General features: G+C 60.5%; 10 protein-coding genes and 1 pseudogene. 7 read left to right on the forward strand and 4 right to left on the reverse strand.

All coding sequences use genetic code 11. The annotated features are described in order from the left end of the window. Positions 1–36 precede the first annotated feature (36 nt). The gene (locus ABI_RS16190) at positions 37–642 is read left to right on the forward strand and encodes a hypothetical protein (protein ID WP_006274121.1); all 606 of its coding nucleotides are present in this window, start codon (positions 37–39) and stop codon (positions 640–642) included. A 3-nt stretch (positions 643–645) separates the two neighbouring features. Beyond that, positions 646–1,320, forward strand: coding sequence for a squalene/phytoene synthase family protein (locus ABI_RS16195; protein WP_006274122.1), 675 nt, complete (start codon positions 646–648; stop codon positions 1,318–1,320). Between the two features lie 2 nt (positions 1,321–1,322). On the opposite strand, the gene ABI_RS16200 is transcribed toward ABI_RS16195, so the two are convergent. Further along, on the reverse strand, positions 1,323–2,066 hold the full coding sequence (locus tag ABI_RS16200; RefSeq protein WP_040309516.1) for a DUF1353 domain-containing protein: 744 nt from the start codon (positions 2,064–2,066) through the stop codon (positions 1,323–1,325). Between the two features lie 49 nt (positions 2,067–2,115). Beyond that, positions 2,116–3,507, reverse strand: a complete 1,392-nt coding sequence (gene trmFO / locus ABI_RS16205; RefSeq protein ID WP_006274124.1) for a methylenetetrahydrofolate--tRNA-(uracil(54)-C(5))-methyltransferase (FADH(2)-oxidizing) TrmFO — start codon at positions 3,505–3,507, stop codon at positions 2,116–2,118. Positions 3,508–3,659: 152 nt separating this feature from the next. On the opposite strand from trmFO, the gene ABI_RS16210 reads away from it, so the two are divergent. Genes ABI_RS16210 through ABI_RS16225 form a run of 4 tightly spaced genes read left to right on the forward strand, consistent with a single transcriptional unit; the run spans position 3,660 to position 7,258 of the window. After that, positions 3,660–4,460: a hypothetical protein gene (locus tag ABI_RS16210; protein ID WP_157138962.1), complete on the forward strand. Its 801-nt coding sequence runs from the start codon at positions 3,660–3,662 to the stop codon at positions 4,458–4,460. A gap of 31 nt (positions 4,461–4,491) precedes the next feature. Continuing rightward, on the forward strand, positions 4,492–5,421 hold the full coding sequence (locus ABI_RS16215) for a hypothetical protein (protein ID WP_006274126.1): 930 nt from the start codon (positions 4,492–4,494) through the stop codon (positions 5,419–5,421). Between the two features lie 22 nt (positions 5,422–5,443). Further along, positions 5,444–6,364, forward strand: a complete 921-nt coding sequence (locus ABI_RS16220; RefSeq protein WP_006274127.1) for a hypothetical protein — start codon at positions 5,444–5,446, stop codon at positions 6,362–6,364. Between the two features lie 48 nt (positions 6,365–6,412). After that, positions 6,413–7,258, forward strand: coding sequence for a hypothetical protein (locus ABI_RS16225; RefSeq protein WP_006274128.1), 846 nt, complete (start codon positions 6,413–6,415; stop codon positions 7,256–7,258). On the opposite strand, the gene ABI_RS16230 is transcribed toward ABI_RS16225, so the two are convergent. Next, a complete protein-coding gene (locus ABI_RS16230) occupies positions 7,244–8,080 on the reverse strand; it encodes a carbonic anhydrase (protein WP_006274129.1) in 837 nt (278 codons plus the stop codon). The two genes, ABI_RS16225 and ABI_RS16230, sit on opposite strands and share 15 nt — an antisense overlap. 55 nt (positions 8,081–8,135) lie before the next feature. Then, positions 8,136–11,045: pseudogene (uvrA, locus tag ABI_RS16235) on the reverse strand (excinuclease ABC subunit UvrA). Between the two features lie 235 nt (positions 11,046–11,280). Between uvrA and ABI_RS16240 the strand changes: the two are divergent. Beyond that, the gene (locus tag ABI_RS16240) at positions 11,281–12,405 is read left to right on the forward strand and encodes a hypothetical protein (RefSeq protein ID WP_040309518.1); all 1,125 of its coding nucleotides are present in this window, start codon (positions 11,281–11,283) and stop codon (positions 12,403–12,405) included.

Raw genomic sequence — 12,405 nt, forward strand, 5'->3', positions numbered from 1 at the left:
AGGTGCGAGTCTTTTTAATGCGGACAGGGGTGCGCCATGGCTGGTTTTTTGGCTAATTTTCGTAATGTCATCGTCGTCAGCCTATTGCTGGCGGTGCTGTTTATCGTCGCCTTTGGCTATGACTCCGACCGGGTGAGCCTGGCGGTCGCTGTGTTGCGCTGGGCCCATGTGGTCTGCGGCGTGCTGTGGATCGGTTTGCTGTATTATTTCAACTTTGTGCAAATCCGTGTCATGCCGAACGTGCCGGCTGAACTGAAGCCCGGCATCACCAAATATATCGCACCGGAAGCCCTGTTCTGGTTCCGATGGGCGGCACTGCTGACCGTCATCATCGGCCTTGCGCTGGCGGCGCACCGTGGCTATGCGGTCGAAGCCTTGAGTCTAGGCTTCGCGGGTGGGCTCAGCGCCTCGGACACAGGTTTTATCTTTATTGGCTCCGGTATGTGGCTGGGCCTGATCATGATGTTCAATGTCTGGGGCTTTATCTGGCCGGCCCAGAAGATCGCGCTGGGCATCAAGGATGGCACGGCCGAGCAAAAGGCCGCTGCTGCCAAGAAGGCGATGATGTTCTCGCGTATCAACACTCTGTTGTCGCTGCCCATGCTGGTCACCATGACCATGTACCAGACTCTGTTCGGCTAGTTCGTGGTGTCGTCCGAGCTCGAACCGAAATCGGAGGACATCCGTCTGGCCTGTGCCTTCATCCCCGACGTGGAACGCCGCGCCGGGGTCTTGGCCTTATTCGCCTTGCTGGAAACCGTGCGCGAGATTCCGGAACGGGTAACCGAGGCCTTGATGGGGGAGATCAGGCTGCGCTGGTGGTATGAAGCGTTTGAAGCGATCGGGCAGGGCCGCACTCCGCACTATCATCCGTTGACGGAGCTGTTTCAACGGTTGATCCCGCTGTACGGCCTGCCGGTCGAGACCTTTCTCGCCCTGATCGAAGCTCAGATGCCTCTGCTGGACAAGGGCGCGTTGACCTTGCGCCAGGCCATGGATGTCGTCTGCGGAGAAGAGGCCGTGTATCAACTGGCCCGGATGATCCTGGACGCCGAGGCTGAACCCTCCAGCGGCTTGCAATGCGCGCGCATGTTCGGTTTTTTCCAGTTACAGCGAAGCGGCAGACTGACCGCCGGGGAGTTCGGCGATACCGAACTGGCGCATCTTCTGGCCGACATGCGTGTCGATGTTCGCGGACTGTCGACCGCTATGGCGCCGCTGGCCCTACCTGCCGTCGCCGGCTTGGGCCATCGTCGTGGGTATGGGCCCCTGCGATTGCGCCTCAGCCTGTTGTGGACCTATCTGACCGGACGGGTCTGAGCCTACTTTTTCTCGTCTTTTTTCTTCTTCGGCCAGGGTAGCTTGTCCTGGACCCAGTCGGTCGGGCCGGTCTTTTCGGTCACTGTGACAGACGCCGGCACATTGAGCACCGGGGTGACGATCGGATAGGCGCGCCAGCCCGTCTGTATCAATTCCTTGAAGCCAATGCACTTCGACATGACACGCACGGCGCCCGTCTTCGGTTTGGCGAACGGCGCCGGCTGGGCCTTGTCAGGCTGGGTCGGGTTTATGAACGACCAGTCGTCCTTCAGGCCATAGCCCTTCTCGCCACCGGTACGGACCGCAGTATAGGCCGTTCGGGCCGTCCATTCCGTCACGCCGAAATTGATCATGGCGCGATAGAAGATGTCGTCGGCCTCCTCGCGTTTGCCTGTCTCGCCGATGGCGTAGAGGTAGTCATGGATGATCGCAGCGCGGGCCGTCGGCCCTTGCGGGTCGATGACGCCCTGGCCGAACCATGGCACCGAGGCGAAGTCCGTGACATACCATCGAGGCACCACGATCACCTTGCCGGTACCCGGATCGCAGTAGGGAAATTCTTCGTTCAGGGTGAACAGCTTTCGGCCGTTCTTGGTCTTGTTGAACAAGATGACCGGCTGGGGCGTCAGCGAACTGGGCGTGACAACGGGCGCCACCGGGACGTAGACCGTCGTCTGGGTGGTCGTGGTGGTGGCGCAGGCCGTAAGGGCCAGGGACGCAGCGGCAAGAAGAGGCAGGGAACGCACGGAAAACCTGAAACGGTAAGAAGACACAGGGGGCTACATAGCGGCAGATTCAGGCAAGATTTAGCCACTCCTGAACATCGTTCAAGGCCCTGAGTGACATCAGGCGTTTTTTCGCCCGGCCACGTTCCTTCAGGGGGATTTTCTTGCCGTGTTCGTCGACCTTGGGCGGATCCAGAGGCGGCAGGAGTCCATAGTTGATGTTCATCGGCTGGAAGCTGCCACCCTCCAGGTGACCGATGGTTATGTGGTTGATCAGCGCGCCCAGGGCCGTAGACTCCGGCGGCGCCGGGAGGCTGGTCCCCAGTGCTTGGGCGGCGGCGAACCGGCCGGCCAGAAGGCCGATCGCGGCGCTCTCGACATAGCCTTCAACGCCAGTGAGCTGTCCGGCGAAACGCACGGATTTATCAGGGAAAAGCGCTTTCAACCGAAGTTGGCGATCCAGGAGTTTCGGTGACTGAATGAAGGTGTTGCGGTGCAGACCGCCGAGGCGGGCGAACTGGGCGTTTTCCAGCCCCGGAATCATGCGGAAAACGTCGGCCTGGGCGCCATGCTTCAGCTTGGTCTGAAAGCCTACCATATTGTACAGCGTGCCAAGGGCATTGTCCTGGCGAAGCTGGATAATGGCGTGGGCCTTGACGGTCGGGTTGTGCGGGTTGGTCAGGCCGACCGGTTTCATCGGACCGTAGCGCAGGGTTTCGCGACCGCGTTCGGCCATGACCTCAATCGGCAGGCAGCCGTCGAAATAGGGGACGTGCTCCCAGTCCTTGAATTCGGCCTTGGGACCGGCCAGCAGTGCATCGATAAAAGCCTCGTACTGGTCCTTGTCCATCGGGCAGTTGATATAGGCCGCCGCGTCACCGCCCGGACCTTCCTTGTCGTAGCGCGACTGTTTCCACGCCTTGGACATGTCGATCGAGTCGTAGTGGATGATCGGGGCAATGGCGTCGAAGAAGCTGAGTTGGCCCTCGCCGGACACATCGAGCACGAATTGCGACAAGGATTCGGAGGTGAGGGGGCCGGTAGCGACGATGACATTGTCCCAGGGCTTGTCGGCCAGGGTGGTGACTTCCTCGCGGACGACGGTGATCAATGGATGATTTGACAGGATCTCGGTGACGGCCGCGCTGAAGCCGTCGCGGTCGACGGCCAGGGCGCCGCCGGCCGGGACCTGGTGTTTGTCGGCGCAGGCCAGGATCAGCGAACCGCCGCGGCGCATCTCTTCGTGCAGTAGACCGACGGCATTAAATTGCCAGTCGTCTGAGCGGAAGGAGTTGGAACAGACCAGTTCGGCGAAGTCGCTGGTATGGTGCGCATTCGTTGGTTTAATCCCTCGCATTTCGTGCAGGACGACAGGGACACCGCGCTGGACGATCTGCCAGGCGGCTTCGGAGCCGGCGAGGCCGCCGCCGACAATGTGAATAGGTTCGGAAGAAACTGTCATGGCTGCGGTCTATAGCAGGGTGTGACACGGGGGCAAGGGCGCGGAGAAATTTGATCCCGTTAACGAAATAAGCTTTTCAAGCGAATGGATTTGAGTCTCAAGTCACGGTCGGCTGTTATGCCTTAAGGCTGGTTCCAGGGTGGTTATATATTATGCGTAGAAGCGCGTCATTTTCCGTGACGAAGGCGTTGTCGGCGGCCATTGCCGGGCTGCCGGCGGTGTGGGGCGGCGCAGGTCTCGCCTTGTTGTTGTTGTGGGCGACGGCGGTCGGCGGCCCTTTGCTTGTCTTGCAGCATCCGTCGGCGTGGCTGTGCCTGGCTCTTGTGGCGCTTGTTGCGATATTTAAAGTGATAAGCCTGGGCGCGCTTTACCGGACGGCGCTGTTCGGCAAAGAGGCGCGCAAGGAAGGCCTGGGGCCGCTGGGGCTGCAGTTCGGGCTGCCAGAGGTGCGCCTGATCGTGGCCAGCCTGCTGGTGCTGCTGTTTGTCGCCTTTATCGCCGCGGCGATAGCGATCGTGCTGATGGTCGGCTTCAGGATGAACGACGTCGACCCGCTTCACGCCGGTCCCTGGGGGCTGGCCGGGGCGGCCATCGCCCAACTTCTGTTGCTGTTCGTCCTTGTGAAATTCTCTCTGCTGCACGCGGCCAATATTGCCCAGCGCAAACTTGTCACGCTGAATGCGCTAGGCCTGACCTCAGGTCAGGCAGGTAAGCTCTTTTTCGGCATTGTTGTTTTAAGTCTGCCGTTCGCTTTGTTATGCGCCGGTGTCGTCCACCAATTCGCCCCGGAGATCCGCCTGGCGCAAGCCCTGCCGTATCCCTGGTTGAACCAAAGGATGAGCCTGGTGCTGTATGGCGGCCTGCTTTTGCTGCAGGTTGGCGTGCTTTTGCCGCTGCTGACCGGATTCTTTGCCTCGGCCTATAGGCAAATTGAACGGTTAAGGGCAGAATAGCCGTAAATTCGCCAAATTCCGGGGGACGGCCATGAGCAAGCTCAATATTGATTTCGCCTTCGAAGGCTTCCGCATCATCCGCGAACGGCCGTGGCTGATCCCGGTTTGGGGCGTCGTACTGCTGATCTTCAGCTTCGCGTCGACAGCCGCCCTCATCCAGTTCGCAGGGCCGGCCCTGGCGGAGTTGGAAGCCATGTCGGCAAACCCGTCTTCGGACCCGGCCCAGGCCATGGCTGTTTTCGGTCCGATAGGGCAGATTTACGCCGTAGCCATGCCGCTTGGGCTGTTGGTTCAAGCCGTGATCGCCTGCGCGGTTTATCGCAGTGTTCTGCAGCCCTCGGCCTCTTCATTTGGTTTCCTCCGCCTCGGGACCGCCGAACTCCTCCAGATTGGTCTCTACATTGTTCTGGCTCTGATGTTTCTGGCGGCTTTCCTCGCCAGCCTCCTGGCAGGGGTTGTCGTTGGCGGCATCCTCAGCGTTGTTCTGGGGCTGATCGCGCTGCCGCTGGCCTTCATTGGCGTGGTCGTCGGGGTGGTTCTGGCCTATGGTGGCGTGATCTGGATCATGATCCGCTTCTCGCTGGCTGGGGTTCAGTCGTTTGCGGAAAAGAAGTTCAATCCATTCGGATCTTGGGAACTGACCAAGGGCAATAGTTGGACCCTGTTCGGCGGATATCTGATCATGTCCATCATGGTGCTGCTGGTTTGCGGTCTGTGCGTCACGATTTACGCCATCGTCGTCGTAGCGCTTTCGGGCGGAAACTTTTCCGCCTTGTCGCCCATCTTCGACGGCGGCCTGACATCGTGGGAAGCCTTTACCGATCCGCTGATGCTCAGCTATCTGGTGGTGATGAACCTGCTGGTATCTCCGCTGGCTGTCGCCCTGATGACCGGCGGCCCAGCCGGCGCGTACAAGCAACTGGCCGGCACGACCAAGGCGAAGGCCGAAAGCGTATTCTAACACCGAAGCTGGGGGCTATGTCATGAAGCTCGATATTGAGTTCGCGTTTGAAGGATTCCGGATTCTGCGCAAACGCCCTTGGGCGGTCGCAGCGTGGGGCGTCGTTTTTCTCCTTGCCAACCTTATAGGCTTCGGCAGTTTCGTTCCCTTGGCCCTGCCTGCCCTGATCCAGTTGTTCAATAGTTCGGGGAGCGCTCCCGACCCGGCGGTGATTGCCAGCCTCATAGCCGGGTTGATCCTGCCTTATATCGTCCTGTTCATCGTTATGATCCTGGCTGGGGCCGTCGTCTCGTGCGCCGTATTCCGCGCCGCGCTGACCGATGAAAAGCCTGGTTTTGGCTATCTTCGCCTGGGGGGCGATGAGTTCCGTCTGATCTTGGTCCATATCATTTTCAGTTTGATGTTCGTCGGCTTCTATCTCGTCTGCGCGATTGTCGGTGGCATCCTGACCTTTGCGTTTAGTCAGATCGACGAGGATCTGGCCGGTTTGGGCGTGGGGCTCACCATCCTGCTGGGGCTTGGCGTGATGATCTGGCTGATGGTGCGGTTGTCGTTGTTTTCGGTCCAGAGCTTCGATGAGAAGCGCATCAACCTGTTCGGTTCGTGGAAGCTGACCAAGGGCAAGGCCTGGACCCTATTCGGTGGCTACCTGCTGGCCGGTATCCTGGCCGTGGTCGTTGAAACCATCGTCATGACCGTGGTGTGGTTTGTGATGGCCATCGTGATGTTCGCCAATATGGGCGCCTGGCAGAGCATAGGCAATTCGGCGACGCCGGACCTTACCGCCATTCTCTGGGTCGTTGGACCAATGCTGGCGGGCTATATTGCTGTCTTCAGTCTGGTCGCCTGGCCAATCATGACGGCCATCCTGGTCGGAGCCCCGGCTGCGGCCTATCGCGCCCTGAGCGACCGTCACCCCAATACAGTCGAAAAGATATTCTGATCCGTTGGCGGCTTGCGCTGGCCCCCGGCAGCGGCTAAGCGATGAGGCATGGCTCTTCCGTTTGACTTTGCCTTTGAAGGTTTCCGCATCATTCGGGAACGTCCACGCCTCATTTTAATCTGGGGCGCCGTTGCCTTGGTCGGTAACGGCCTGATGCTGGCCGTGGTCATCCACCTGGCCGGCCCCGTCCTGGCTCAGTTGATGCCCTTGATGGCTGATCGAACGACGGCGGAAGATCCGGCCACGGTGGAGCTGGCGAGCAAGATACTGCCCGCCATGGCCGCCTATGCCGCGATGGAACTGGTCCTGGGCGCGGTGCTGGCAACGGCCGCTGCGCGGGCCGCCCTGATGCCCGGTGATGATCGGCTGGGCTATCTCCGGCTCGGCCTTGATGAACTGCGCATGTTGATCGTCCACAGCTTCATGCTGTTCATGTCGCTGTTTCTCCTGCTTGCAGGAGCGGCGATCGGCTCGATAGGGGGGACGGCAGGCGCTGCAACCGGCATGTTCGCCGCCTTCGGCGTCATCCTGTCGTTGCGCATCCGCCTGTCGCTAAACGGTCCGCAAAGCTTCGACCGCAAGACCATCGACCTTTTCAGCAGTTTTGCCCTGACCCGCGCTGAGGTTTGGCGGCTGATCCTGGGCTATCTCATGGCCGCAGCACTGGCCTTTGTCGTCTGGTACCTATGCGGCAAGGTAATTGAAGCGATCGTCGTCCTGACGTTTGGAACGCCGGGCATGCCAGATCCCTCCAGCCTGCAGGCCTATTTTACGCCCGCCAATGCGGCGATCACTGTCTTGTCGGGGGCTATTGTGGCGCCTCTGCTCGCGGCCATTGTCTATGGCGCTCCGGCCGCGGCCTACCGCGCTCTGAAGCCGTCAGGCCCCGCCTGATATATGCAGGAAATCGCGCTCGTTGCGTGCCTGCAAGGGGCGTGAATTGGGCCCGACCAGACGGCTGAAGGCATCGGCCTGTTCGGCGCTGACGCTCAAGGGTGATGAAAACACCATCCACGTCACGCCCTCGCTGCACGGCGGAGTCGTCAGGGACCCGGCATAGACGTAGAAGTCTTCGGTGCCCGGCATCAGGTCCTGGGCATTGATCAGAATGTCATTAAGCGGCAAGGGTTGACCTGGATCGGTCGGCAGATAGGTCCATAGCGAGGCCAGCATGGGGTCGGCATTGCCAATGTCCGACATAACGCCGATGACCAGAAGGTCACCATGTTCATTTTGGTGGACGAAATGGGTTTCCAGGGCGGTGCGCTGACCGTTGATGGCGTGTTCGCTGGGCGAGTGGAAGTGGAACTGTTTCAGCGTGTAGACGGTGCTATCGAGGATAACGCCGCCGGCGTCCGCCGGCGCGACCACGACGGTGTGGCCGTTGTTCTGGATGGTCGCCGTCGAGGAATGGTAGGCGAACTGAATCTTCGCGGCCTTCTGGGGGGTCTTGCCGGCAATGTCGATCGGCGACTGGCGGTGACCGGCGCCGCAGGCGGCGTTGTCGCCTCCCATGGCGGCCCAATGTTCCGGGCCTTCCTTGCCTTCGTAAGTCCAGTGGGCGACGGCTTCGGTCTTGGCCCCATGGGCGTCACCCTGCGGTGCGGCGTGTGGGTCGCCATGTGAGTCGCCAAGGGCGGCATCGCCGTGCGCCTCTTTCTTGGCGCAGGCCGACAGCAGGACAAGGGCGGAACAGGCGAGGGCGGTGAGTCTCATGCCCCCATCCTGCCAAGAGATGGTTAACAGAGATTAAGCGGCGTAAGGTAAAAGGCTATTGCGCCGGCTCCAGATGCCGCTTTTTGTGTTTAGCCAGCATGCCCTTCAGGTACTTTCCGGTCCACGACTTCGGATTCTCAGCCACCTGTTCAGGCGTACCGGTCGCCACGATTTCGCCGCCGCCATCTCCGCCTTCCGGGCCAAAGTCGAGCAGCCAGTCGGCCGTCTTGATGACGTCGAGATTGTGCTCGATCACCACGGTCGTATTGCCGTGATCGGTCAGTTCATGCAGGACTTCCAGCAGCTTGCGCGTATCTTCGAAGTGCAGGCCCGTCGTCGGTTCGTCCAGGATATACAGGGTTTTTCCGGTGGCGCGTTTCGACAGTTCCTTGGACAACTTGACCCGCTGGGCCTCACCGCCGGAGAGGGTGGTCGCCTGCTGCCCAATCTTGATATAGCCCAGTCCCACGCGCTTTAAGGTCTCAAGCTTGTCGCGGATGGTCGGTACCGCCTTGAAGACGTCGGCGCCTTCTTCGACCGTCATGTCCAGCACATGGGCGATGGAATAGCCCTTGAAGACGATGTCGAGGGTTTCGCGATTGTAGCGCTTGCCCTTACAGACGTCGCAGGTGACGTAGACGTCGGGCAGGAAGTGCATCTCAATCTTGATCAAGCCGTCGCCCTGGCAGGCCTCGCAGCGGCCGCCCTTCACGTTGAAACTGAAGCGCCCCGGGCCGTATCCGCGCGCTTTGGATTCAGGCAGGCCGGCGTACCAATCGCGAATCGGACCGAAGGCGCCGGTATAGGTGGCAGGGTTTGACCGCGGCGTACGGCCGATCGGCGACTGGTCGATCTCGACGATCTTGTCGAAATGCTCCAGGCCTTCGATCTTGTCGTGGGCGGCCGGGTGAGCGGATGCGTTGTTCAGCCGTCGCGCCGCCGCCTTGTACAGGGTCTCCAGGGTAAAGGTTGATTTGCCGCCGCCGGAGACGCCGGTGATGCAGGTCATGACCCCGACCGGGATCTCGCCCGTGACATTCTTCAGATTGTTGCCGCGGGCGCCGATGACCTTCAGCATCTTTTTCTTTGTTGATCGGTCGGCGTTCCTGGTCGGTGTCCTTGGAATAGAACAGAGGGATCTCGCGTTTCCCCGTCAAGTATTGACCGGTGATGGACCTGGGATTGCTTTTGATCGCTTCCGGCGCGCCCTGGGCAATGATCTCGCCCCCATGGACGCCGGCAGCCGGCCCCATGTCGATGACATAGTCGGCCTGTAGAATGGCGTCTTCGTCATGTTCGACCACCAGCACGCTGTTGCCCAGGTCGCGCAAGCCCTTCAGGCTGATCAGCAGGCGGTCGTTGTCGCGCTGATGCAGGCCGATCGACGGTTCGTCCAGCACGTACAGCACGCCGGTCAGGCCGGAACCGATCTGCGACGCCAGGCGGATGCGCTGGGACTCACCGCCCGACAGGGTGCCGGAGTTGCGCGACATGTTGAGGTAGTCCAGACCCACATCGTTAAGAAAGCGCAGCCGGTCCTTGATTTCCTTCAGAATTCTTCGGGCGATATCGAGTTGTTTTTCGCTCAGCTTATCTTCGACCTCAGTGAACCATTGGTGGGCCTGCTTGATCGACAGGCGCGAAATCTCCGAGATATTCTTTGCGTCAATCTTGACGGCCAGGGCCTCTGGCTTGAGGCGGGCGCCGTTACAGGCGTCGCACGGCGTCTCGGACTGATAGCGCGCCAGGTCCTCGCGTACCCAGGAACTGTCGGTCTCGCGCCAGCGCCGGTCCATATTGGGGATGACGCCTTCGAATGGCTTGGTAACGTCGTAGCGTCGCGTTCCGTCCTGGTAGGTGAACTTGATCTTCTCCGTACCCGAACCCATCAGGATCACCTCTTGCACCTTTTCCGGCAGGTCCTTCCACGTCTTGTCCACAGAGAATCCATAGTGGATTCCCAGGCTTTCGAGGGTCTGGGCATACAGTGGCGAAGGGCCCTTGGACCAAGGCGCGATGGCACCGTCCTTCAGGTTGCCTTCTGGTCGGCGACGATCAGGTCGCGGTCGAACTTCAGCTTGACGCCCAGGCCATCGCAGGCCGGGCAAGCGCCGAACGGATTGTTGAACGAAAACAGCCGCGGCTCGACCTCTTCGATGGTGAAGCCAGAGACCGGGCAGGCGAACTTTTCCGAAAAGATGATGCGCTTCGGCTCGGTCTCGCCCTCAGCGACATCGGCGAATTCGGCCACCGCCAGGCCGTCGGCCAGACGCAGCGCCGTCTCCAGAGAGTCGGCGAGACGGGCCATCAAACCGCCTTTAACAACAACACGATCGACGACAACGTCAATGTCGTGCTTGAAGGTTTTCTCGAGTTTAGGCGCATCCTCGATGGCATAATACTGCCCGTCGATCTTCAAACGCTGGAAGCCCTGTTTCTGCAGTTCGGCGATCTCTTTTTTGTATTCCCCTTTGCGACCGCGGACATAGGGCGCCAGCAGCAGCAGCCGCGTGCCTTCGGGCAGGGCAATAACCTTGTCGACCATCTGGGATATGGTCTGGCTTTCGATCGGCAGGCCGGTCGCCGGCGAATAAGGGATGCCGACGCGCGCCCACATCAGGCGCATATAGTCGTGAATCTCGGTGACGGTGCCCACCGTCGAACGCGGATTCTTAGAAGTCGTTTTCTGTTCGATGGAGATGGCCGGCGACAGGCCTTCAATGAGGTCGACGTCGGGCTTGGACATCAATTCCAGAAACTGACGGGCATAGGCCGACAGCGATTCAACGTAGCGGCGCTGGCCTTCGGCGTAGATGGTATCGAAGGCGAGCGACGACTTGCCAGAACCGGACAGGCCGGTCAGGACCACCAGCTTGCCGCGCGGAATATCGACGTCGACACCCTTGAGGTTATGTTCCCGCGCCCCGCGAACCTTGATGAAGCCCTGATCGAACTGGTGCGCCATACGCCTGCTATCCCGAAAATTCCACAAAAGGCACTATATAGGAGCCTAACCGCGATTTGCCAGTCGAAATCAAGAACATTTTGGCAACATTCACGGGTTTGCGCCGCACTGCACACCTGCGCACGCCGTAATGACAGGTTTTGGCAGCAGGGCGCAAAAAGACATGGCGTGACAAAACGAACAAAGTAAGGCCAATATTCGTCGTCAGGGTCGCGGGACGAGGGCAGAGCCGTATATGCGCGTCACCATAGAGCAGATCAGGGACGAGATCAGCGACCGACTGGAAGTGGTCGGTGTCTGGATCACGTCCCGCACCAACCCCCGTTCGCGCTGGATCGGCTCGACCTTCATCGTGCTCGGTCTTCACGCGGTGTTTTTCTGGGTTCTGGTGGTCAGCAAGACCGAGAACATGCGTCTGAAACCGTTCGAGGAAGAGGTTTATCCCGTTGAGTTATGGGAGGTTCCACCGCCGCCGGAAGATATCCCCGAGCCCGTTCCCGAACCGATCCCTGAGGAAACCGTCCAGGAAGAGGTCGAAACCGTGACTCCGCCTCAGGTCGAGCCGGAACCTCAGCCCCAGGCCCAACCAGTGCCGCAACCCCAGCCCAGTCCTGTTGAGTCGCCGCGGCGCAGCCTGACCGTCAAGCCCATGGACATGCCCGACTTGGCCCGCAAGCAGCAGCCCACGGCGCAAAACCAGACGCAGCGCGATGTCAGCCTCAATACGTCGCCGGCGCCAACTGCGTCGCCGGTACCGGCGCGGAACCTGGGGGTCAAGAAGCGCAATGAAGACGATCAGGTCTCAGCACGCACCCAGGAAACGGCGCGTAGCGACTCGACCACGCGCGATGTGTCGAACCTGAATCTGCACCAGCCGGACAGGGTTGCACCGAACGCCCAGGCGTCGGGACTGACACCGGCGGCGCGCAAACCGGCGGGGAGCGCAGGTGGTGGCGGGGGCGGCATGCCAGGGGCCGGTCTGCCGCCGGGTTCCTTGCAGGGACTGAGCGGTGGGCGCTCAGGTGTCAGCCAGGCGATCCAGAACCATAACAGTTGCGTTGCGATTCAGCAGGCCGGAAAGCCGATTCCGGAAAGCTGCGATATGAGCGACCTGGCGGTGCAGGGCCGCATGGGCCCAAAGCCCGACCGGGATTTCCAGAATGCTGCCAATCAGCGTGACGCCAATCTGCGCTACAAGACGACACCGGGGAGTACCGATTACTGGAAGCGTGTAAATTCCGCGCCAACGCCCGGCAGTGGAGGGCGCGACGACGATCTGCCCAAGAAAGGTGCCTATTCCAGCGAGAAAGATGCCCGGGTGATGAACGGGGACAATATCGACCCGAAGAACGGGAACTAA

The sequence above is a fragment of the Asticcacaulis biprosthecium C19 genome (assembly GCF_000204015.1).
In the GTDB taxonomy this organism is placed as follows: Bacteria; Pseudomonadota; Alphaproteobacteria; order Caulobacterales; family Caulobacteraceae; genus Asticcacaulis; species Asticcacaulis biprosthecius.